At 69.2% G+C, this 22,599-nt stretch carries 19 protein-coding genes and 1 pseudogene; 12 read left to right on the top strand and 8 right to left on the bottom strand.

Annotated features, from left to right (window positions below; genetic code table 11):
• Nucleotides 1-40 precede the first annotated feature (40 nt).
• The gene (locus OHB41_RS01895; protein WP_266696180.1) at nucleotides 41-1,027 is read right to left on the bottom strand and encodes an NAD(P)H-dependent flavin oxidoreductase; all 987 of its coding nucleotides are present in this window, start codon (nucleotides 1,025-1,027) and stop codon (nucleotides 41-43) included.
• Nucleotides 1,028-1,352: 325 nt separating this feature from the next.
• Between OHB41_RS01895 and OHB41_RS01900 the strand changes: the two genes are divergently transcribed.
• The gene (locus OHB41_RS01900; protein ID WP_266696181.1) at nucleotides 1,353-3,323 is read left to right on the top strand and encodes a LamG-like jellyroll fold domain-containing protein; all 1,971 of its coding nucleotides are present in this window, start codon (nucleotides 1,353-1,355) and stop codon (nucleotides 3,321-3,323) included.
• Between the two features lie 143 nt (nucleotides 3,324-3,466).
• Here OHB41_RS01900 and OHB41_RS01905 read toward each other — a convergent pair whose 3' ends face one another.
• Complete coding sequence (locus OHB41_RS01905) at nucleotides 3,467-5,032, bottom strand: alpha-L-arabinofuranosidase B (RefSeq protein ID WP_266696182.1); 1,566 nt, start codon at nucleotides 5,030-5,032, stop codon at nucleotides 3,467-3,469.
• 980 nt (nucleotides 5,033-6,012) lie between these two features.
• Between OHB41_RS01905 and OHB41_RS01910 the strand changes: the two genes are divergently transcribed.
• A complete protein-coding gene (locus OHB41_RS01910) occupies nucleotides 6,013-6,540 on the top strand; it encodes a DUF4232 domain-containing protein (protein WP_266696183.1) in 528 nt (175 codons plus the stop codon).
• A 324-nt stretch (nucleotides 6,541-6,864) separates the two neighbouring features.
• Here the strand turns inward: OHB41_RS01910 and OHB41_RS01915 are convergent, their stop codons facing one another.
• From OHB41_RS01915 to OHB41_RS01930, 4 genes and pseudogenes are all read right to left on the bottom strand, one after another.
• On the bottom strand, nucleotides 6,865-7,443 hold the full coding sequence (locus OHB41_RS01915) for a hypothetical protein (protein ID WP_266706560.1): 579 nt from the start codon (nucleotides 7,441-7,443) through the stop codon (nucleotides 6,865-6,867).
• Nucleotides 7,444-7,477: 34 nt separating this feature from the next.
• A pseudogene (locus OHB41_RS01920) lies at nucleotides 7,478-7,636 on the bottom strand (SDR family NAD(P)-dependent oxidoreductase); the annotation flags it as partial.
• Nucleotides 7,637-7,668: 32 nt separating this feature from the next.
• On the bottom strand, nucleotides 7,669-8,010 hold the full coding sequence (locus OHB41_RS01925) for a thiamine pyrophosphate-dependent enzyme (protein WP_266696184.1): 342 nt from the start codon (nucleotides 8,008-8,010) through the stop codon (nucleotides 7,669-7,671).
• The gene (locus OHB41_RS01930; protein ID WP_266696185.1) at nucleotides 7,986-8,690 is read right to left on the bottom strand and encodes a hypothetical protein; all 705 of its coding nucleotides are present in this window, start codon (nucleotides 8,688-8,690) and stop codon (nucleotides 7,986-7,988) included. Before OHB41_RS01930 ends, OHB41_RS01925 begins: the two co-directional genes overlap by 25 nt.
• On the opposite strand from OHB41_RS01930, the gene OHB41_RS01935 reads away from it, so the two are divergent.
• The 4 genes from OHB41_RS01935 to OHB41_RS01950 all read left to right on the top strand — a co-directional run bounded on the left by OHB41_RS01935 (nucleotide 8,689) and on the right by OHB41_RS01950 (nucleotide 12,853).
• Entirely contained in the window at nucleotides 8,689-9,060 is a 372-nt protein-coding gene (locus OHB41_RS01935; protein WP_266696186.1) for a hypothetical protein, read from the top strand. The genes OHB41_RS01930 and OHB41_RS01935 overlap by 2 nt on opposite strands.
• Nucleotides 9,061-9,081: 21 nt before the next feature.
• Nucleotides 9,082-9,675, top strand: coding sequence for a TetR/AcrR family transcriptional regulator (locus tag OHB41_RS01940; protein WP_266696187.1), 594 nt, complete (start codon nucleotides 9,082-9,084; stop codon nucleotides 9,673-9,675).
• Nucleotides 9,676-10,214: 539 nt separating this feature from the next.
• On the top strand, nucleotides 10,215-12,413 hold the full coding sequence (locus tag OHB41_RS01945) for an acyltransferase family protein (protein WP_266696188.1): 2,199 nt from the start codon (nucleotides 10,215-10,217) through the stop codon (nucleotides 12,411-12,413).
• 278 nt (nucleotides 12,414-12,691) lie between these two features.
• On the top strand, nucleotides 12,692-12,853 hold the full coding sequence (locus OHB41_RS01950; protein WP_266696189.1) for a hypothetical protein: 162 nt from the start codon (nucleotides 12,692-12,694) through the stop codon (nucleotides 12,851-12,853).
• Between the two features lie 144 nt (nucleotides 12,854-12,997).
• Here OHB41_RS01950 and OHB41_RS01955 read toward each other — a convergent pair whose 3' ends face one another.
• On the bottom strand, nucleotides 12,998-13,531 hold the full coding sequence (locus OHB41_RS01955; RefSeq protein WP_266696190.1) for a TetR/AcrR family transcriptional regulator: 534 nt from the start codon (nucleotides 13,529-13,531) through the stop codon (nucleotides 12,998-13,000).
• 356 nt (nucleotides 13,532-13,887) lie between these two features.
• Here OHB41_RS01955 and OHB41_RS01960 point away from each other — a divergent pair, with 356 nt between their 5' ends.
• The 6 genes from OHB41_RS01960 (at nucleotide 13,888) to OHB41_RS01985 (ending at nucleotide 19,070) form a co-directional block, all read left to right on the top strand.
• On the top strand, nucleotides 13,888-14,652 hold the full coding sequence (locus tag OHB41_RS01960; protein WP_266696191.1) for an SDR family NAD(P)-dependent oxidoreductase: 765 nt from the start codon (nucleotides 13,888-13,890) through the stop codon (nucleotides 14,650-14,652).
• Between the two features lie 417 nt (nucleotides 14,653-15,069).
• Nucleotides 15,070-15,645, top strand: coding sequence for an IS607 family transposase (locus OHB41_RS01965; RefSeq protein WP_266696192.1), 576 nt, complete (start codon nucleotides 15,070-15,072; stop codon nucleotides 15,643-15,645).
• Complete coding sequence (tnpB, locus tag OHB41_RS01970) at nucleotides 15,642-17,099, top strand: IS607 family element RNA-guided endonuclease TnpB (protein WP_143604948.1); 1,458 nt, start codon at nucleotides 15,642-15,644, stop codon at nucleotides 17,097-17,099. The genes OHB41_RS01965 and tnpB overlap by 4 nt, the downstream gene beginning before the upstream one ends.
• A 32-nt stretch (nucleotides 17,100-17,131) precedes the next feature.
• Complete coding sequence (locus tag OHB41_RS01975) at nucleotides 17,132-17,413, top strand: alcohol dehydrogenase catalytic domain-containing protein (RefSeq protein ID WP_266696193.1); 282 nt, start codon at nucleotides 17,132-17,134, stop codon at nucleotides 17,411-17,413.
• Nucleotides 17,410-17,979, top strand: coding sequence for a zinc-binding dehydrogenase (locus tag OHB41_RS01980; RefSeq protein ID WP_266696194.1), 570 nt, complete (start codon nucleotides 17,410-17,412; stop codon nucleotides 17,977-17,979). The genes OHB41_RS01975 and OHB41_RS01980 overlap by 4 nt, the downstream gene beginning before the upstream one ends.
• A 128-nt stretch (nucleotides 17,980-18,107) precedes the next feature.
• Nucleotides 18,108-19,070, top strand: coding sequence for an SDR family NAD(P)-dependent oxidoreductase (locus OHB41_RS01985; RefSeq protein ID WP_266696195.1), 963 nt, complete (start codon nucleotides 18,108-18,110; stop codon nucleotides 19,068-19,070).
• Between the two features lie 91 nt (nucleotides 19,071-19,161).
• Here the strand turns inward: OHB41_RS01985 and OHB41_RS01990 are convergent, their stop codons facing one another.
• Nucleotides 19,162-22,365, bottom strand: a complete 3,204-nt coding sequence (locus tag OHB41_RS01990) for a TIM-barrel domain-containing protein (RefSeq protein WP_266696196.1) — start codon at nucleotides 22,363-22,365, stop codon at nucleotides 19,162-19,164.
• Nucleotides 22,366-22,599 lie beyond the last annotated feature (234 nt).

Below are 22,599 nucleotides of genomic sequence, written 5' to 3' on the forward strand. Positions count from 1 at the left end.
TCGCCGCGCGCCTGGCGGCGACTCTTCGTCTGCCCATGGGTCAGTCCAGCAGTGAGCGGGGCCGCGAGGCCAGGATCGCCTCGGCCCCGTCGCTGATCGTCCGGACCACCTCGGCAGCGGGGCGGACGGCATCGACGAAGGACGCCGACTGACCGTAGAGAATCGCGCTGGTGTCGGGGTCGGGTGTGCCCTCAAGGGGGTTGACGTCTTCCGGGGGCGCGAATTCTCCTTTGCGGTTCCGCAGCGTCGCCTCACGCTCCGCCCACTCGTCGGTGAACCGATTGCGGCGGACGCGTTGGCCGATGGTCGCCGGCCACGGCAGGTCCGACACGATGTCGTAGGCCCGCGTCCATACCGTGTCGCCGCCATCGCTCTCGACGACCAGGCGTTTGTGGACATCGCGCACCTCGACCGCTTCGGGCGTGGCGAGAAACGCCGTGCCCAACCAGGCGCCGTCCGCACCGGCGGTGAGGACCGCCGCGAGTGTCCGGCCGTCGCCGATGCCCCCCGCGGCCAGCACCGGAACATCGGGGTATCGCCTCACGATCCCGGCCAGGAAGGGCAGCAGACCCATCGTCCCGGTGTGGCCCCCGGCCTCCGTGCCCTGTGCCACGAGCACATCGGCGCCCGCGGCGACCGCCATCTCCGCGTCGTCGTAGTTCTGGACCTGGCACATCACCCGGGCGCCCGCCTCCTTGGCGCGGGCGACCCATGGCTGGGGGTCGGCAAAAGACAGCGCGATGACGTCCGTTCGCTCCTCCAGCGCGGCGTCGAAATGGGCCTCGGTGAACGGGAGGAACGGCGTGATGAAGCCGACTCCGAACGGGCGGTCCGTCGCGGCACGGATGGTCGCGATCTCCGCGCGGATCCAGTCGGGCCCTTTCCAAGGATGCGTACCCCCGAAAGAGCCGAGCCCGCCGGCCGCGGAAACCGCGCCGGCGAGCGTCCCACCACTGTGCAGGCCCATGGGGGCCGACATGACCGGGTAGGCGATACCGAACATTTCGGTGAATCTCGTGTGCAACATGGCTCGACGCTAGCGAAATTGACCAACCCGGCCCGCGAGCGACGCGGTGGGCGACCGCTGCGTCCACGACGCTCGGCCGCCCTGCGCCGTACCCACCGGTCGTGGCTGCGTGGCGTTGCGGTGGCGAGGGAACGGCGTGGCCGGACCTCGACTCCTTCCGTTCACCGTGCGCCTTTCAAGAAATCAGCGTCCGGCCATGATGTGGCGGCCGCTTTCAGTCCTGGACAGATGCCTGATCTTCTTTTGTCATCTCATGTCTGCCCAGCTCGGACCGCTCCTGACTAGCGTCGTCGCTGTTTGAACTATCAACCCGGGAAGAGCCCCTATGTCCAATATCGATGACAACCCGTCACAAGAGCCGACCGAGCGGACTCGGCGTGGTTTTCTGCGCAACGCGGCCCTGGCCGGTGCGGGAGCGGCAGCCGTAGGAGTCGGCACGTCCGTGGTCGGCGGAACGCCCGCGTTCGCCGCGGACGCCGCTGACGCCGCGGACGCCGCCAAGAGCGGCAGGACCGGCACGTGGAGACCGGATCAGACCGCCCTCCAGTTCACCCTCGCGGTCATGCCGGACACCCAGTTCCTGTACTGGGGCAGCCAGGACAGCGTCAACCGGACGCCGCAGGAGGAGTCTTTCCGCTACATCATCAACAACAGCGGGGGCGCCACCGACAACATCGTGTTCATGGCGCATCTCGGTGACCTGACGCAGGACGCCGACCCGTCGTCGTTCCAGCAGGTCGACAAGGCGTTCGCCCTGCTGGACTCGCACGGTGCCGCGTACAGCGTGCTGGCCGGCAACCACGACGTGACCGGCGACGACAGCCGTGGCGACACGCCGTACCTGCAGACCATGGGCCCGCACCGTTTCAAGCACGCGAAGACGTTCGCCGGCGCGGACCCGACCGGCTACAACACCGCGCACATCTTCCAGGCCGCCGGCCGCTCGTGGCTGCTGCTGGCCCTGGACTGGCGGACCACCGAGCAGGGCTTCGCGTGGGCCAACGACGTCATCAAGGCCCACCCGAAGATGCCGGTGATCCTCACGTCGCACGACATCGTCGCCTCGCCGTACGATGACAACGTTTTCCCGTACGAGTCCGGCGACCCGGAGGACAACGCCGTTCTCTCCGGCTACGGCCAGACGGTCTGGGACAAACTGATCAACGACAACGACCAGATCTTCCTGACCCTCAACGGCCACTACTGGCCGCCCGGGCGTACGACCAAGAAGAACGCCGCCGGCCACGACGTGGCCATGCACATCACGAACTACCAGAACCGCTACTTCGGTGGCGGCGGCATGATCCGGCTGTACCACTTCGACCTGGCCCGCAACACGATCGACGTCGAGACGATCAACCCGTGGATCCTGGCTCAGGACCCGGAGTCCCGCAACGAGTTGGCGGCCGAGCACGCGCGGATCACCGGCCCTGTCGACAACTTCTCCATCCCGATCGACTTCGAGAAGCGGTTCGCCGGCTTCATCCCGGTTCCGGTCCGGCCGGCCCGACCTGCCTCCCGGGAGCTGGTGAAGGGCACGCTGGCGTACTGGCGCTTCGACGGCCAGGGCGCGCCCGGCACCTCGCTCGCCGAGGGCCAGAAGATCCACGACCTTTCGGGCAAGGGCAACGACCTGACGGTGGTGACGGTGCCCGGCGCGGCCTCCGACGCGCTGACCTGGTCCGCCGACCACCACCCCGACCAGCCCGGGCACGCCAGCCTCAAGTTCGTCGGCGGCAGGAACCCTGTCCACGGTTCGTACCTGACCACCGGGCCGAAGGCGCCGCTGAACTCCGAGACGTTCAGATCCGGGTACACGATCGAGACGTTCGTGATGATGCCGCTGGACTGGGACGCCGGGAAGAACGGCAACGCGTCGATACTCAGCCGCCGGGGTTCCGCCGGGGCGGCAGGCAAGCACGGCAAGAACACCGATCCGAACGAGCCGCTGGCGCAGTTCGCCATCACGAACAACGGCCGTGAGGCGCAGTTCAACCACTACCCCCTGAACGACACCTACCCGACTACCAACTGGGGTCACGGCATGGTGGAACTCAAGTGGTGGCACCTGGCGGTGGTCAATGACGGACGTTTCACGAAGCTGTACGTCGAGGGCGCTCCGGTCGTCGACAACCCGAACCGGCTGTCGGTCGGCCTCACCTCGCTCGGATTGCCCTGGCTGGTGGGCGGCCACGAGTACGCGGGCGCCGTCGATGTCGTCTTCCACGGCAACGTCGGCGACATCCGCATCGTGAACCGCCCTCTGTCCAAGCACGAGTTCCTGACCGCCGAGTAGAGCGGTCCCTCCCGTCTCCGGCCCGTACGCCGGAGACGGGAGACACTCGTTCCAGGATCGGCAGCATGGCGAGAAGTGCGTCAGGGGGCCGCACCGCCGGAACCCGACGGCGCGGCCGGGGACCTCTCTTCCCCTTCTCGGCGCTACGCCCAGGGGGTGGCGACGAGCCAACTGGTGTCGTCGGACCATGCGTTAGCGCTGTCCCAGGCATTGGAGCCGCCGTTGCCTGCGATGTACGCGGTGAAGTTGTAGTGACGCAGATACTTTTCGGGATAGTTCACGGAGGGGAAGGCGACTCCCTGACCGCTGTTGCCCGCCTGCGGGCAGAACGTCGCGTCCTGCGCGAACGTGGAGCTTCCGTCACTGGCGTCGAGATGCATCTGGAAGGCCGAATGCCTCAGATACCGGCCGGTGTTGTTGACGGACTCGAAGGACACACAGGCGCTGTTGGCCAACCCCGCGCGGACGACCCAGGTGGCGTCCGCCTTGTCCGTGGCCGAACTGGTCGAGGACACAGGGGAGATCACCACGTTGGTGTCGGCGTCGTCATGGCGGAGATAGTCGTTGGTGCAGCACGCTGTCGTGGCCCGCAGCGATATCCGCGAGCCGGGGGCGAGCCCGCTCACGCCCGAGCTGTATCCGACCGAGGTGATGTTGGCCTGCACGGCGTTCTCGGTGGCGTCCGACGGGTAGCCGGAGGTCATGACGCCTTCGTAGAACGTCCCTGCGGCCCCGTTGCTGTTGTCGCCGCCGATGCCGAGGATGATGGCACCTTCCTTGCTCATCGGGTTGTAGCCCGCGACGCCGGGGCGGCCGCCGTTGTAGTAGGTCGACAGGCCGCCGGCCTGGGCGTTGCCGCCGCGGATGGCCCAGTGGCTCGGCTCACCCTTGACGATGGCGGTCAGGAATCGGTGGTTGACCGTCGGGTCGTTCGTGTTGAGGTGCGGGTTGGCCCCGGAGAACAGGCCGTTCTCGAGGTCGGCCATGACCCAGGGGCCGTTGCCGGCCCCCGAGCCCCAGACCTTGTTGTTGCCGAAGTAGATGGCCTCCATGTGGCCGTTGCCGGTGTCGAGGCCGCTGGTCTCGGCGTTGCCGTAGTCGAAGCAGCAACCGCCGTTGTAGTGCGTGCCGTCGAGGATCGCGTACATCCCCTCGGGCTGGTCGCCGGTGGCGATGCCGGAGGTGTGGTTGTCGCGGTAGCCGGTGCCGGGGGCGACGAAGAAGCCGTACGCCTTGTGGCCCGCGACGGTGACGGGCGCCGCGGTCGCGTCGGCGAGGTTGTCGTATCCGCCTGCGGCCGGGCCGTTGAACCCGCCGGGGGGCGCCTGGGTGAGGTTGTTGCCTCTGCCGGACTGGTCGTAGATGACGGTGATGACGCAGCTCGTGCCGGCGCAGAAGGAGTCCTGGGTCGCGGCGTTGGCGTATCCGCCCGCACTCAGCACGCCGATGTCCCGGGTGGTGTTGTCCGAGGCGCGTCTGACCTGGTAAAGCCGCCCGTTGTAGCCGGAGTACAGGGCGCGGGTGGTGCTGTGGGCGGCGACGCAGGCGGTGCCGCCAGACGCGTAGAGGTCACAGGGCTGTGAGCCCGCCGCCTGCGAGGGCTGCGTGCCGAGGGTGAGCATTCCGGCGACGAGCGCGCCGGCGGCGCCGGTGGACAGGGCCCACCGGCGGAACCTGTCCGACAACCGAATCGATCGGAATAAGGACATCGAGCTCTCCTGTGGTGTGAAGGGAGGTCCCGAGTCGGCGCCCCGGGACATGGCACATTGCGGCCGGAGTCGAATGAACGGGTCCGGCATGTGTGCGAGGGAAATTCATTTGCTCCGCGACTCCGGCGCGTGGTTCACCGTGCGGCACCGGAGCACAGGCGAGGAAAGGAAAACCCCGCCCGCTCGTCACGGATCACGAAGCCGATTGAACGGGCCGCGCCGACAACGGACGACGTGAGGTCAGAGAGCCCCGCCGGATGACCTGGGCGGTGTCCGGCCGGCCCGGCCCGGCCGCCGATGGCACGGCCGTGGCCGTGGTCCTCGCCGAGCGGGGTCCTGGCAGCGAACAGCCCGGTGGAACGCGCGGGACGGGCCTGCGCATGGTGGTGTCAGCTCTCCGGGGCATTCCGTCCGCAGATGACACGGTGCACTCCTTTACAAGAGCGGAAGGAGGATTTGCGTGAGCTACGGCCATGGGCATCCCGAACCGAGTCGCGTACTGGGATCGCACGACGGGAGACCGCGACAGGACACCCCTGAGGAGGCGCCGGTCCCTCCCGCCACCCTCCCTCACCACATAAGTTCGAAATTTCGGATGCAGTTCCTCTTTTCGAACGTGGAATTTAGGGGGCACTCCCGGCGCCGTCAATACCTCGCGCAACATCCCGGTGAATACGCGACCGTGAACGAGATCTCGAACAACCCCGCAATGACTGCTGTGACGAGCGGCTCCTGGGGGCGCTTCCGGCTCACTGCCCACCGTGCGCGGTCGAAGTTCTTCGCCTCCGCCGTGAACTTTGTCGCCGTGCGGCGCATCGGACATGTGTAGAGGGCAAGAAGATGGCTCGCGGCCGCCGACAGCGGCCGCGCTGCCGGGACCCGAATGGAGTGTGATCGTTGTGAAGAACGCTTACCGGAACGCCGACCGGACCGCCACTCGCCCAGTGGCCGGTGCTCGCGGCAGCCTCCGATTCAGCCGCGTGGTGGTCGCGGGGGCCGCCGTCGCCGGGCTGGGTCTCGCGGGTACGGCCGCCGCACAGGCCGCACCCGGCAGTGGTGCGGACAGCTCGAAGGCCACGCCCACTTGCTCCGCCTCCGCGCTGAAGGCGACCTTCGGCCAGAGGCTGGCCGGCGGCATGAACCACCAGGGCGTGGTCATAAATCTCCGCAATCTCAGCGGCAGGACGTGCGCACTGCGCGGCTTCCCCGGGCTGGGCCTGGAGAACTCCGCACACAAGACGCTCGCCTCCCACACATACTGGGGTGACACCTGGTACGCCGCCAGCCCCGCCAAGAAGACTCTCGCCCTCAAGGACGGCGAGAGCGCCGAAGCGGTCATCTCCTGGAGTCACGCCAACACCGGCACCTCCGGCGCGGTGCACGCCTCGTATCTCGAGGTCACTCCGCCCGCCGCCACCCAGCACAAGACACTGGCCTTTCCCGAGTGGGTCGACAACGGTGAGCTCAAGGTCACCGCGCTGGCCAGGCACATCACGGTGAACGAGTAACCTCCTTCCCTCCCGCCGCCCCTGAACGGTTTCGGACACGGCTCCTGCGAGCCGCCGAACCGCCTCGACGCCAGCTGAGCAGGGCGTCGCACAGCGGGACATCGGTCCCCGCGGGCACGCCCGCGGGCCCGGACCGATCGGTCCGGGCCCGCGGGACGTTCGGGGCACCGTCACGGACAGCACTTCCCGCTTCGCCAGTTGCGCGGGCACGCGGCCGGGCTCCACGGATGACCGTGACGGCCGCGCCCAGTTGCCCAGGTCGTGTTGCGAAAGTCCCGTCGTCCGCCTGGAGGGCGTGCCAGGCGTCGTGAGGCAGGCGGGACTTCAGTGCCGGCTGGTCCTGCGGCGGCCGGCCATGAGGAGGGCGGTGCCGACGACGGCGACGGTGGGGGCGGCGATGCCGACGAGCAGGGTCGAGTCGTCGGTGCCCGTCGCGGCCAGCGCCTGTGGGTTGTTGGGCGAAGGGGTGGTCGCGCCCGGGGTGCTCGGCGTGGTCGTGGCGTGGTGGGTGGAGCCGGGCGTGGGGGTCGGAGTGGGAGTGGGGTCCGCCGTCGAGACGTCGATGTGCTGGCTGAAGCTGCCGTTTTCGGGGGCGTCGACGTAACTCGCGTCCGCGTCGGGGATCGCGTAGGCCACGCTGCCGGCTTCTCCGTCGGCCGTCGCCGTGAACGTCAGGGAGAAGTGTCCGTCAGCACTGGTAGTGGTCGCGCCCCCGAAGGAGGCCGCGGTACCGGGCTCGGCCGGCTGGTAGGCCACCTTCACCGTGCCGCCCTTGAACGGCTTCCACGTCCGGCCGTCCTCCCGCTCCCAGTACCCCTCGGCGGTGACTTTGCGGGTGCCGCCGGTTTTCGGGCCGACCTTGTAGTCCCCCCGGAACCGGGTGGCGCTCGCCGTGCACGTCACCGAGACGTCCGCGTCGGCCCCCCATGAACCGTATGAGCCCGGCCTCGGCGGCGGCCACCGACTTCTCGTCGCGGCCACTGATGACCACCCTCGCTCCGTCCGCCGTCAGTTCACGCGCGGTTGCCCTGCCCAGCCCGCGGGTGCCACCGGTGACGATGTACACCCGGTCCTTCAGTCCACGGTCCGTGGTCAACTTCCTTCCACCGATCGTGCGGGCCGGACGGCCTACAGCATCGCCTTCTGGGGCTGCGTGGGTACGACGATGACCGTGGTGGTGCCGGCGCTCAGGGCCGCCGTGAACTCCCGTTCCAGGTCGTCGGTGGTCTCCGCCTCGACCGCGCGGCACCCGAAGCCGCGGGCCAAGGACGCGATGCCGATCCCCGGCAGGTCGAGTCCGGGCACGCCCGGGGTCTCCTCCAGCACGGCGAACGACTTGAGGATCGAGTACTCGTGGTTGCGCATGACCACGTAGACGATCGGGAGGTTGTGCTGGGCCGCCGTGTAGATGGATTGCACGGCGTACTGGAAGGAGCCGTCACCGATCAGGCCGACCACCGGCCGTTCCACGCCCCTGTCCCGGTCGGCGCGACACCGACGGCGGCCGGGGTGCCCCAGCCGATGCCCCCACTGGCCGTGGCGAAGAACGATCCGGTCCGGGTGGTGGGGAGCCACTCGACCTGCTGCGCCAGCGTGGAGGTCGACTCGTTGACGATGACCGCCTCGGACGGCCGGACTCTGCTCAGAGCGGCGTAGACCTCGGGCGGGGTGAGCGGGCTGTTCGGCGTCCGCGGCAGCTCCCGGGGGCGTGGCATCGGTTCCGGAGCGGTCCGCGCCGAGCCATCCGTGACCATGTCCAGGAGCAGCTCGATCGCGATCGCGGGGTCACCCAGGAGGCTGTCGCCCACACGTGCCGCCGCGGCGACCGCCGGATCGGCCGTGATCTGCAGGAGCTCCGTGTCCGGGGGGAGGTAGTCGCCGGGCACGTAGGGGTAGTACCGGAACACCTCCGCACCGATCACGACCACCAGGTCGTGACCGGTCAGCCGGTCACTGATGGTCTTCACCGACATCCCGAGCGGACCACGGAACTGGGGATGGTCCTCGGGGAACGACGCACGGTCCAGCAGCGGGGCACCGTAGACGGAAGCGCGCAGCTTCTCCGCGAGGGAGACGGCCGCGTCCCAGCCACCGGGGGCCGCCTGGGTGGCCGTCTCCCCGGGTCCGCGCCTCTTCGAGCAGACCCGCATGGCCTTCAGCCTGATCGACCGTGCCCCAGGAGCCACCGCCAAGGTCGCCCGGTCGCTGAGCACCCACCCTCACATGATCACGATCGAGCGGGCGGCCGCCGGCCACGACATCCTCTCCATCGTCGCCACCCGTGAACTGCCGGCGCTCTCCCACTACACCCTCGACCTGCTCCCGCGCTGTCCCGACATCACCGCCGTACAGGCCCGGGTCGTCACCCACATCTCCTGGATCCCCATGGCCGCTCCGTCGGTGTCATGCCGCCCGGCCTCTGGGCGGAACCGGCCATGTGACGCGCACAACTCCACTGCCGGGTCAGCCGGTTGCGAGGTCTCGGCCCCCGGTGACCCACTGATGTCAATAACCAGATAGTTACTTGCTAGGGTGAGGCGTATGCCACGGGATTCCAGCGCCACCAAGGCCCGGCTGCTCGACGCCGCCTTCACCGAATTCGCCGCCCACGGCATCGCGGGTGCCCGAGTGGACCGGATCGCCGAGGCCGCCGGAGCGAACAAGCGGCTGATCTATGTCTACTTCGGTAACAAGGAGCAGTTGTTCGACGAGGTACTGCGACAGGCGATGACGGCGGGAGCCGAGTCCGTGCCCTTCGACGTCGAGGATCTGCCCGGTTACGCCGGAGCGGTCTTCGACCACCTTGTCGCCCGGCCGGACCTCATGCGCCTGCGGTTGTGGAAGCTGCTGGAGCGCCCCTCCACCACCGGACTCGAACCGGACGCGTTCCGGCGCAAGGCCGCCGAAGTGGCCGTCGCCCAGGAGCGCGGCGGCCTCGCCCCGGAGATGCGGCCGGACGATCTCCTGACCATGGTCCTGGCCGTGGCCCAGGCGTGGTTCTCGGCCGCCGAGGATGTCGACCCCGGAGGGATCAACCAGTCCTGGTCGCGCGAGCGTCTCGCCCTGCACCGCTCGGCGGTCGTCGAGGCCGCCCGCCGGATCAGCGAACCGAAGACCGCTGAAGAACAACCATGAGGGCATGAGGGCATGAGGGCATGAGGCAGCCAACCATGAGGGTGTGAGGCGGCCACAAGTGCCCACATTCCAACGCTGATGCGTGCTGCCCGATCTCCAGGACGGTCACGTCGGGACAGGCGATGCCGTCCTCCGCGTCGGCCCCGGTGAGCGAGTCACCATCCGCCCGCGCCGACAGCCCGTCGTCACCCGGGGGGACGACGGGCTGCTCCTCCGCCTCCAGCCGCCGCCGGCCGCCGGCCGCTGGCCGCTGGCCGCTGGCCGGGAGGAGATGGCAGGTCGAGGTGTGCCTCCTGCTCACGCGACTGCGGAAATCCTCCGGTCGCGCTCCCCCGCGAGGCCCTGCGAGGCACCGCGGCCAAGCTCCGTGGATGCGATCCGATGAACGGTTCGGGAACGGCGGGTAGGGCTTCGACGAAGAAAGGTGATGGGCCTGGTGAGCCGGGCCGATTTACCGCAACCCTTGCCGTTGATGGTCGGTCTGATCAGCGGCGCCGTGCGGTTCGGCGCTCATCCACCATCATCCGGAGGAGATTCCCGTGGTTCGTGCTGCCTGGCCCGCAGAGAGTGCGACGCAGGCGCCGACATCCCCACCGCACGACCCGGGCGGCGACGAAACGGCGGGGGGTTCGGGCACCGGAACGCGCGCCCGGCCAGCGGCCGGAGCACCGCTTCGCCTCGACATCCAGGGTCTGCGCGCGCTCGCGGTCTCGCTGGTGGTGCTCGCGCACGCCGGCGTCCGCCATGTCGCGGGCGGCTACATCGGGGTCGACGTCTTCTTCGTGATATCGGGCTTTCTCATCACCTCGTTGCTCCTGCGCGAGCTGGCGCGGGACGGCCGCATCTCGGTGCGGAGGTTCTACGCCCGCCGGGCGCTGCGACTGCTGCCCGCATCGACCGTCGTCGGGCTCGCCACGCTCTGCGGCGCCTGGCTCTACCTGTCGAAGATCCGCTTCGAGGAGTACGTGGGGGACGCGCTCAGCAGCACCCTCTACGTGGTGAACTTCCGGCTGGCGAACGCCGGCACCGACTACCTCAACGCGGACAGCCCGCCGTCGCCGTACCAGCACTTCTGGTCACTGGCGGTCGAGGAGCAGTTCTACGTGGTCTGGCCCTTGCTGCTGTGGGGCGGCTGGAAGCTCGCGCGACGCCGGACCGGGCTGGTGGCCGTGCCCTTCGCGATGCTGTGCGGGATCTCCTTCGCGCTGAACGTGCAGGTGACGGACACCTCGGCCTCCTGGGCGTACTTCGGCTCGCACACCCGCTTCTGGGAACTCGGCGCCGGTGCGCTGCTCGCCCTCTCCGTCGGCAGGCTGGAGCGGTTGCCCACGTGGGCGTCCGGGCCGATGAGCTGGATCGGGCTGGTCTCGCTGCTGGTCGCGGCGGTCAGGTTCGACGACAACACGCCGTTTCCCGGTTACTACGCTCTCGTGCCGGTGCTCGGCGTCGCCCTGGTGCTGGCGGGCGGATGTTCACCCGCGCGGTACGGCGCCGGCAGGTTGCTGTCGCTCCGGCCGGCCGTGTGGGTCGGCGGTCTCTCGTACAGCTGGTATCTGTGGCACTGGCCGGTGCTGGTGATCCTGCCGATGGCGTTGGACAGGCCGGCGACCGCTCCGTTCGGGCTGGCGTCCGCGGCGATCGCCCTGCTGCTGGCCTGGGTCACGCTGCACCTGGTGGAGAACCCGGTGCGGTTCCACCGGGTGTTCCGCGGCCGTCCGGTCCGGGCACTGGGGCTGGGAGCGGTACTGACGGCGGGCGCCGCGGCGGCGGCGCTGGTCGCGACGAGTTTCCCGCCGCCCATAGCCTCGGACGTCGCGGCGCCGGGGCTGAGGAGCGCGCTCACGGGGGCGGCCGATCCGCAGGCGAGGCTGACCGAGCTGCTGGAAGGACCGCATCACAGTCTGCCGAGCAATCTGACGCCCGGACTCACCAGGATCAAGGGGACGTTGTCCCCGGTCTATCGGGACGGCTGCCACATCGGCTACGTGAGCACGGCGACACCGCCGTGTGTCTACGGCGACCGGTCCGCGTCGAAGGTGGTGGTGCTCTTCGGGGACTCGCACGCGGCCCAGTGGTTCCCGGCGCTCGACCGGCTGGCCAAGGAGCGCCACTGGAAACTGATATCGATGACCAAGTCGTCGTGCAAGGTCTCCGCCGTCACCACCGTCTATCAGGGCGAGCCTTACGTGTCCTGCGACCGGTGGCGCACCAGGCAACTGGCCAGGATCAGGTCCCTGCGCCCCGCTCTGGTGATCACCTCCTCCTCGGACTCGGCCGACCTGGCCCGACCCTCCGCTGACCCGCGCCGCCAGTGGACCGACGGCTTCGAGCGGACCTACCGGGAACTGGTGAGGAGTGGCGCCGAGGTGCTGGCCGTCGTGGACACCCCCTGGCCCAAGGAGGACGCGGTCGACTGCGCGGGGACCCATCCGCTGGAGCTGGACCGGTGCGCGTCCGGTATCGGGGACGCGGTCAAAGACCCCGGAAAGAAGCGTGAGATCACCGACGCGGCGGCGGCCACCGGAGTCACGGTGGTCGACCCGGCCCCCTGGCTCTGCGGCACCGGTGGCTGCCCCGTGGTGGTGGGTGACACCTTCGTCTACCGGGACGACAGTCACCTCACCGAGTGCTACGCCGAGGCCATCGCACCTGTTCTCGGCCATGAGTTGACCGCGCTCTACGGCGCCGATCTGAGTCGGCACCCCGGACCGAACTCCCGACCTGCGGCCTCTCGCTGACGGCCCGCGCCCGTGCGCAGCGTCCGCGCGACGACGGCCCAGGTGGCGGCGAGGTGGCGCCAGGGCCGGAACTTGGGAAGCTCCGGCTCGTCCTCGTCGCCGAGCGCCATGGCGTGCGTCTCCGTCGAAGCGGCGCCCCAGCGCCGGGACCAGCCCGGAGGCGTAGCATTTCTCCTGCGGGGAGGCGGCGCGTTGCTGCCGAAGCCCGACATGCCGCGGGAGACGCCCACGGCACGGCGATCCTTCGCAGGCCGCAGCGCCTGCGATTGGAGGCTGAGATGACCGAACCCAGCGATACATGGGTCGATCGGCTCAAGGACCTCACGGGTGATTCGCCCGGAGAGAAGAAAGCCGAAGAATTCGTTCATGACCTTTACACGACGGCCCAGAACGAGCTCGATGCCCAGCGTGCCCAGGCGGAATACGAGCGCGAGGAGTAGGCGCCGAGACCCTCTCCCTCGCCTTCCCGATTCAGCCCCGAGGCGGGCGGCGCGTCGGAGGCACCCGGGGCTGACGGACAGTCCCGGTGTCGCAGCACGTCACCGCCTGCCGGGTCCCGCCGCCCAGGTAGGTGGCTCGGATCGTCAGTCGAGGGCGTCGAGAGCGGTCTCGGCGATCTCCATGAGGGACGCGCGGTCGGGGTTCATGGCACCCATGACTCTGAGCCCGTGCATGGTCATGATGAGGTACCGGGCCAGGTCCCGTGCATCGCGCTTGTCGGACAGCTGACCGTCCGCCTGCGCTTCCGCCACGACCTGGTACAGCGCGTCCTCCAGCAGCTCCGTCGTCGACTGCACGTGCGCGGTGACCTGGGGGTCGTAGGCTGTCCGGCCGACGACAGCGCCGACGATGAGGCATGCCCGTCGGCTGCCGTCGCGCACGATGTCGTCGATCGCCGCGACCAGGACGGAGTGCAGCAGCTCACGGCCCGGGGCTCCCTGGCGAAGGATCTCGACCAGCGGCAGGGCGTAGCGGTCCCGGTAGCGGTCCATCGCCGCCAGGTACAGGCCCTCCTTGCTGCCGAAGGCCGCGTACAGAGAGCCGCGGCCGACGCCCGTGGCCTCGACCAGGTCCTGGATCGACGTGCCGTCGTAGCCGTTGCACCGGAAGGCGTTCATGGCCGCCTCCACAGCTCCTTCTGTGTCGAACTCCCTGAGACGCGCCATAAGGGCGGAGTATACACAGGTCAGAACGATCGGTACAGATTTTTCGGGCGGGGCGGAGTGGCCCACCGCCCTCAGGCGCAGCCGCTCTCGCGTCACCCGATCGAGTCCCGCGATGCTGTCGCCACCGTCACACATTATTTAATGACCGATCGTTCCTGATACTGATAAGGTCCGGATTCGGCAGGTCGGAGAGTCAGCCGGACGCACGGATCACATGACGATCCGGGCCGGTCCGACCGCGAGTCAGCGCAAGCACGTACTCCCGGCGGCCCACCAATTCGGCCGTGCCGGGCAGGGAACGGAGCGACATGTCCAACCGTCTGGAATCCAAGGTCGTCATCGTCACCGGAGGCACCTCCGGCATGGGGTCGGCGTTCGCGAGGCGGGCCGCGGCCGAGGGCGCGACCGTACTCATCGGGGCACGTGACAAGGAACGCGGTGACACGACCGTGGCGGAGATCGCCCGGGACGGCGGGAAAGCCCTCTTCGTCCCGACGGACGTCACCGTCGAGGAGGAGATCGCCCACCTGGTCGACGTCGCGGTCAAGGAGTTCGGCGGTCTGCACGGCGCCTTCAACAACGCGGGCGGCGGCGACATCCGGGGGACGATCCGGGACACGGAGGCGTCGTTCTGGGACCGCGTCATCGCCCTCAACCTGACCAGCGTCTTCTACAGCCTCAAGCACGAGATCCCGGCGATCATCGCCAGTGGTGGCGGCTCGGTCGTCAACAACGCCTCCGTGGTCGGCGTGGCGGGCGACCCGACGGCCGTCGCCTACTCGGCCGCCAAGCACGGCGTCGTGGGCCTCACGCGTTCCGCGGCGCTCGACGCCACGAAGGAGAGCGTGCGGGTCAACGCCCTGGTGACGGGCCTGGTAGACACCCCGCTCTGGCGAGGGTTCGCCGCGGGCAGCCCGGAGGCCGCGAGCGCCCTGCTCAGCCGGCAGCCGGCCGGCCGGGCCGCCGACGAAACGGAGATCGCCGCGTTCGCCGCCTTCCTGCTCAGCGACGAGAGCCCGTTCATCAATGGCGCCGCCCTCGCGATCGACGGCGCGCTGACCGCCGGCTACTGAGCCTCACCCAGCCCATCCGGCCGCCGGTCCCTTCCCGGCGCACGACCACGATCCGGCAGCGGTGACCGTCCTCCCGCTCGACGGCCGCGGCGACCCCGCCACATTCTGTAATGACTATTCAGTAAACAATATGTCGCCGCGCATGGCTGCCTCCCGTGCCGGGGACATCACGGCCACCCCTGCGGCCCCCGAAAGAGGAACGAAGCGAGACGAAGGCCGTACGCGTCTTCCATTACGGCGAGGCCGAAGGACTCGAGGTCGTCGGCCTCCCCGTCCCGGAGGTGGGGGCCGGGCAGATCCGGGTCCGCGTGCACGCGGCGGCGGTGAACCCCTCGAATGTCCTGCTGCGCAGGGGCTTTCAACTGTTGCATGATCCATCAGTAAATCTCAGCTTTTCTCATCTGTTATCTTGATCGCGTGAAGCTTTCCGAATGGGCGGCGCGCAACGGTGTGCACTACCAGACCGCGTGGACGTGGGCGAAAGAGGGCCGCATGCCGGTCCCGGTGCGCCAGACGCCGTCTGGTACGTGGTTGGTCGACGAGCCCGCCCCGGAGACGTCCGGCCGTGTCGTGGCGTACTGCCGGGTTTCGTCGGCGGACCAGAAGCCGGATCTTGACCGGCAGGTGGCCCGCGTGGTCCAGGGGGCTACCGGGCTCGGCCTGCCGGTTGCGGAGGTCGTGACCGAGGTCGGCTCGGGGCCGAACGGGCGTCGGCGCAAGTTGCACCGCCTGCTGTCCGACCCGCGGGCCGCGGTGATCGTGGTCGAGCACCGGGACCGGCTGGCCCGGTTCGGCGTCGAGCATCTCGAAGCCGTCCTGTCCGCCTCCGGGCGGCGCCTGGTTGTCCTCGACCCCACCGAGACCGCCGATGACCTGGTGCGCGACATCACCGAGGTGCTGACCTCGATGTGTGCCCGCCTGTACGGGCGGCGGGCGGCGAAGGACCGGGCCGCCCGCGCGGTGGCCGTGGCGACCGGCGAGGCTGCCGAGTGAAGAAATTCCAGCCACAGCCCGGGTTCCAGGTTCAGGCGTTCCGGTTCGCCCTGGACCCGAACACGACTCAGGAGCACGCGCTGCGCTCGCACTGCGGCGCGGCGCGTGCCGCGTACAACTGGGCTGTCGGTTGGGTGACCGCGTCGTGGTGGCAGCGCCGCGCGGAGGAGTCCTACGGCATCGCCGAGGCCGGGCTGACGCAGTGGCGGCCGTGGTCGCTGCCCGCACTGAGGAAGGCGTTCAACGAGACCAAGCACGCTGACCCCAGGTTCGCCGCCTGGTGGGAGGAGAACTCCAAAGAGGCGTACAACACCGGCCTCGCCAACGCTGCGGCGGCGTTCGACAACTACACCAAGTCCAAGCAGGGCAAGCGGCACGGCAAGCGGATGGGTACGCCCCGCTTCAAGTCGAAGCGGAAGGCCCGTCTTTCCTGCCGGTTCACGACCGGCGCGATCCGCGTGGACACGGGCGGCCGGCACGTGACGCTGCCGAGGCTGGGCACGATCCGTACCCACGAGCCCACGGTGAAGCTCCTCGCGCGCGTTGAGGCCGGGACGGCCCGGATCCTGTCCGCGACCGTGCGGCACGAGCGCGGACGCTGGTACGTCGCCTTCCAGGCCGAGGTCAAGCGCGACCTCGAACGTGTGGCGCGGCCGGACGTGGCGGTCGGCATCGACCTCGGCGTGAAGACCCTCGCGGTCATGGCCGACTCGACGGGTGAGATCCGCACCGTCGCGAACCCCGGACACTACGACCGGGCACGCAAGCAGCTGCGCCGCGCCTCTCGCATCGTCTCCCGCCGCCAGGGCCCCGACCGGCGCACCGGACAGAAGCCGTCGAAGCGGTGGGAGAAGGCCAACGCCGCCCGCAACCGCGTGCACCACCGGGTGGCGAACCTCCGCGCGGACGCCCTGCACAAGCTCACCACGAGCGTTGCGGCCGAGTACGGCACGGTCGTGATCGAGGACCTGAACGTCGCCGGGATGCTCCGCAACCGGCGCCTCGCGCGCAGGATCGCCGACGCCGGATTCGCAGAGATCCGACGCCAGCTCACCTATAAAACCCGCCAGCGCCACACCACCCACCTCGTGGCCGCGGACCGCTGGTACCCCTCCTCGAAGACCTGTTCCGGGTGCGGCGCGGTGAAAGCCAAGCTGCCGCTGCACGTCCGGACCTACGAATGCGACACCTGCGGCCTGGTCATCGACCGGGACGACAACGCCGCACTCAACCTCGCCGCTCTCGCGGCAGCCTGCCTGACTGGTACCGGAGTGGCTGGAGACCAGGACACCACCGAGGTGGTGTCGAAGCCTCGTGGAGCCGACCAGAAGACCCGCGCCACCCGCACCCGCCGCAAGGCGAGCGCGGGGCGGGCAGGTGGCGCAACCCTGCCGCACCAGCGGCAGGAGGAAGCGAGAGACCGTACTCACGCCGAAGCCCTCACGCTTTGGTGACGAGACGGACCTTCCGGGCCGAAATGCCCGGAATGCTGAGAGCAGCTGAGGCTCTTAGCAACGGGTACATCGACCAGATGCTCGCGGGACGCCTGACCCCGCCCTACCGGCCCGGCATGGACGCGGCGGGCGTGGTCGACGAGATCGGTCCGGGCACGGTCACCGACCTGCGGGCCGGTGACCGTGTGATGGCGATCGTCATCCCCATCGACCCTCCGGCGGCGCCTACGCGCAGTACATCGTCCTCGACGCCCGACAGGTCGTCAGGGCACCGGCCGGGACCACACACGCCGAGGCGTCCACTCTTCCGATGAACGGGCTGACCGCACGCCGCGCCCTCGACCTGCTGGGCCTGGTTCCCGGGGACTGGATCGCCGTGACTGGAGCCGCGGGCGCTGTGGGCGGATACGTCGTGCAGCCGGCCAAGGCGGACGGACTGCGCGTCGTGGCGGACGCGGCTCCCGCCGACGAGAAGCTGGTTCGCTCGCTGGGCGCCGATCGGATCGTCCCCCGGGGAGCCGGTATCGCGGGGCGTGTCCGCGAGGTCGTTCCCGGTGGCGTCGAAGCCCTGGTGGACGCCGCGGTCATGGGCGCCGAGGCACTCCCCGCCGTCCGGCCAGGCGGTCGGACGGCGCTGGTGCGCAGCGAGCGGGAACCCGGTACCCCTCCCCCGGACGCACACGGGAACGTGACGGTCCGACACCTGTTCGTGCCGGACTACCGCCATGCCAACGACAAGCCCGACGCCCTGCGCGTCCTCGCGGAGGAAGGCCGGATCTCGCTGAGGGTCGCGCAGGAGTTCCCGGCCGACCGGGCAGCCGAGGCACATCGCCGTTTCGAAGCGGGCGGTGTGCGCGGCAGGCTCGTGCTCACCTTCTGAGAAGGGAATCCACGTATCTCCCCTGGACGCTCGATAAAGTCTCTCGGACTGCTGATGATGGTAGGTACGGGTCGGCTCGTCCTAGGGTCGGGGCATATCCAGCCCGCGCTTTTCGAAAAGGCACCCCTGTGAACTCTGAACAACTTCTGGTCACCCCTTTCTCCGCGCAGTCCACAGCCTCCGAAGTGATCGAAGGGGTCGATCTCACGGGTCGACGCGCGATCGTCACCGGCGGCGCATCCGGCATCGGCACCGAGACCGTCAGGGCTCTCGCCGCGGCCGGAGCGGAGGTCACCATCGCGGCCCGCCGTCCAGAGGTGGCGGAACCGCTTCTCCGTGAGGATGCCGGTGCCGCCGGAACCGGCTCTGTACGGATCGCGCCACTGGATCTCTCCGACCTGGCTTCGGTCAGGGCCTTCGCGCAGGACTGGAGGGGGCCGCTGGATGTGCTCGTGGCGAACGCCGGCATCATGGCCGTCCCTCGGAGAGTGGTCACCGCACAGGGTTGGGAACTCCAGCTGGCCACGAATTTCCTCGGCCACTTCGCTCTCGCCACGGCCCTGCACGGCGCCCTGTCGGAAAGCGGCTCCGCTCGGGTCGTGATGGTCAGCTCCGGAGCGCACCTGAACGCGCCCTTCGACTTCGACGACCCTCACTTCGAGCGGCGTCCGTACGACCCCTGGACTGCCTACGGTCAGTCGAAATCGGCAGAGGTTCTCTTTACCGTGGGCGCTACCAGATGGTCCGGGGAAGGCATCACGGTCAACGCCCTCAATCCCGGCTATATTCTCACCAATCTGCAGCGGCACCTCGACGACGACACCATGCGTTCGTTCGGGGTCATGGATCCCGAAGGCAACCTCACTCCGCTGCCGTACTACAAGACTCCGGCTCAGGGAGCGGCGACCTCCGTGCTGCTCGCGGCGTCACCCCTGCTCGACGGTGTGACCGGCCGCTACTTCGAGGACAACCAGGAAGCGTCCCTCGTGACGAACGACAGCGCCACTCCGGGTGGCGTGGCCGCGCACGCCCTCGACCCGAAGGCGGCTGATCGTCTGTGGCAGTACGCTTCGGACGCGCTTCGGCTCTGATGTGCGCTGCGGGATTCGCGGCCGCGGCGGGCGCGCTTCGCGCCGGTCCGCCGCGGCCGCGACGATGTTGCTCAGCGGTGGTTCCCGGCTCCTACCGGTAGGTCACGGTGATCGGTGCGTGGACGGTGTGCCGTGGAACGTCCACGGTCAGAATCCCGGTGGCGGCGTCCCAGTGGTACGCCTGGGGGGACAGGTGCACCCCCGTGGCGGTGACGCGGGTCGGCCTGCTCGCTCCCATGATCGAAAGGGTCCACCGGCGGTGTTCGACCTGACCGCGGAAGGAGCCCTTCGTGGGGCTGATCGACACCGTGTGACGCCCGCCTGCTTCCTTGTACCGGATCTCCGTGGTCGCACCATGGCCCCCGCCCGTGGCGGTCGCGTCGTCCTCGTAGAGGCTGGAGGACCCCGAGCCGCCCGCGGCGATGGTGAGCGTGACGTCCGTCAGCGCGTTGTGGTCGTCGTGGGCGACGTCGTGCGTCCTGGTGGGCAGCACGCCACCGGCCTTGAGGAACACCGGCATGGTGCCCAGGTCGGTGGTGACTTCCTGGGTGGTCCCGCCGGTGTACGTCTTTCCGGTGAAGTAGTCGGTCCACCGGCCGGGCGGGAACCACACCGAGGTCGTGGTGGACGTCCCGGGAGTCGTGGCGGGGGCGACCAGTACGTCGGGGCCGTAGAAGTACTCGCTGTCGGCGGTCGCGTACGCCTGCTGCTCGTCGGGATACTCCAAGTAGGTGGGCCGGACGATCGGTACGCCGGTCCGGTTCGCCTCCTCGGCGAGCGTGTAGGTGTACGGCACGAGGTTCTCGCGCAGGTTGAGGAACTTCTCCGCCGACTCCTTGGCCGTCGAGCCGTACTGCCAGGGCAGCCGGTCGCTGTGGTTGCTGTGCAGACGGTCGATGGGCTGGAAGGTACCGAACTGGACCCAGCGCGCGTACAGGTCGTCGGGCAGCTTGGAGGTGGTGCGGGTCTGCCCGCCGACGGTGTACCGCTCCGAGCCCGTCAGCCCGGTGGTGTCGTTGTGGCCGCCGATGTCATGCGTGATGGCGGCCATCCCCGTTGCGGCCGACTCGCCCGGGGTGTAGCCCACTTCGAGCTTCAGCGTTCCCCAGGTGGAGGAGGTGTCGCCGGTGAAGTGCACCGTGGTGCGCTTGTCCGCCCAGGGGCCGGTGGGCAGCGCCTGCTGACCGCTGTATCCGCCGGCCTGAAGGGACCCGTAGGCGCGCGAGAGGACGAACCCGCGGCCGTGGGACTTGGCCGTGGCGGTGGCGTACTGCTGGTTGATCCACGCGTCCGGAGTCACTCCCGGCAGCGAGGACTGCGTCGCGTCACAGCACCAGTCGAGCCACCAGAAGTCGTTGCCCTGCTGGTCCATGGTCCGGTGCAGGTCCATGTATGCCTTGAGCTGGTCGGGATCGGCGAAGTCGAAGGTGTAGCAGTCGTGGGTGACGCTGGCGTCCGCGGCACAACCGCCCTTCTGCAGCTTGCCCTTGGCCGTGGCCATGGCCTGGCCGAACTGAGGGTCCGACGCGAGGATGCTCGGGTGGACGTTGAGCGTGTTGTGCAGGCCCTGTGAGGCGGACCAGTCGAAGAAGCCCTTCGGGTCGGGGAACTTGGCGGGGTCGATCTCCCAACCGCTCCAGGAGTTCACGGCTTTGAAGTCGGTGTCCGTGACAAGTACGTCGAGCGGGACGCCCTCGGACCGGAACTTCGGCAGGATCGTGTTCTCGTAGTCCGCAGCGGTGCGGTCGATGTACTCCGAGTACCAGACGCCGTACGCCCAGGCAGGCAGCAGCGCGGGGGGCCCGGTGAGCGTGGCCAGGTCGGTGAGCCCCCGCTTGTAGTCGTGGCCGTAGCCGAAGACGTAGCCGTCCTGGTAGGGCTCACCACCGTGCTCCGGACGTGGGGTGACCTTCTGCGAGGCGATGTCGTACAGCGCCGAGGGAGTGTCGTCCAGCAGGTACCAGCCGTCCTGGTCGAGCAGCCCGGGTGTGGTCACGGGGGCGTCGCCGTTGCCGGTGACGCCGTCCAGGCCGCGGCGGTATCCGCCGAGCGCCAGGTGCGGCGGCGGCGCGGCGGCGGTGGGCGCGGCCACGGAGACGGTGTCCGCGTTCACGTGGCAGCTCGCCGCGTCGGGGCAGCTCAGGGTGATGTCGTTCGCCCCCGCCTTCAACGTGACGGGCACGGAGGCGCTTTGCCACGTGTCCCAGTTCTCCGTTGCCGGGAAGGACAGGGTGCCGGTGGTCCCTCCGGCGGACACGGAGGCGGTGCGCGTGTCGTGCCGACCGTCGGCGCCCACACCGTTGGCGTAGCGGACTCGCAGGGTGTAGGTGCCGGCTGCGGGAACGTCCACCACATGGGTGGTGAGGCTCGAGTCCTGGGTGAGCTCGGCGACGAAGCCGTTGCCGGCGTATCCCTTGTGATCGGTGGCGCCGACCGCGGTGCCGCCGATGCGCCCGGCCTCCGCCTCGCAGCTCACGCCGAACCGGCAGTCCGCGATCGCGGTGCTGGATGCGGGCGGGTAGGCGTCGCCCGGGTGGACCAGGGCGACGCTGTCGATGTTGACATTGCCCGAGTCCGACGCGGTGCGGGTCAGCGTCAATGTGTGGTGTCCCGTGCCGAGTGGGACACGCGCGGGGACGAGATCCCAGGTGTCCCAGTTCGCCGTCGCCGGCAGACTCACCTTCTGCTGGGCGCCGCCGTCCACGGAGAGGGTCAGGGTACGGGTCTCGGACTGGCCGTCCCCGCCGCGGGAGTTGGCGTACCGCAGGTCGAGCTGGTACGTGCCCGCACTCTTGACATCGATGTCAGCGGAGAGTGAGCTGCCGGTGCCTTCGAATCCGGCGGTGAAGCCGCTCCCGGTGTAGCCCTGGTGATCGGACGCGACGGAGACCCCGCTCGACCGAAGGTTCTCGGCCTCGCACAGGGCCTGGAGCGCGCAGGTCAGGTGTTGCCACGGGGTGGCGGTCACCGGGGTGGCGCCGGCCGGCAGTTGGACCGTGAGGTTCTGCGCGTCGAACCGCCCCGAGCCGATTCTGTACCGCAGAGCCATGGCGCTCGTCCTGACGGTGAGCCAGCCGCCGGAGGTCTTGGCGGTGTACGCGGTCGGGGTGAACCCGTCGCGACCGATCGCGTTGAACGTCGGGGCGTCGGTGAACTTCCCGTCACCGGCGTACTCGGTGCGTATCAGGGTCGGTGAGAGGATCTGGAAGCGGGCGTCTCCTGCCGAAACGGTCGGTATCCGGGGGTGACCGTGCGATCCGTCCGCCGATGCCGGACCGGTACCGGTCGCTGTCATGGCGGCGGTGGTGCACAGGACCACGGCAAGACCGGTCCGCCCTCGCAGGGATCTCAGCAGTCGCCTCGCTGACCGGGGTCTCATATGCGGCTCCTTCTCACGTCGTCCAGTTGACTCGTCACCCCGCCCCGGTCGCACTCGGAGTCATCGGAGAACTCCCGAGTCGCCCGGGAGTACGGCCTTGGCGCGGTGTCCCTAAGGATGATTTACATCGTTGGAGAGAACATGCGCGAT

This window comes from Streptomyces sp. NBC_01571 (genome assembly GCF_026339875.1).
Classification (GTDB): domain Bacteria; phylum Actinomycetota; class Actinomycetes; order Streptomycetales; family Streptomycetaceae; genus Streptomyces.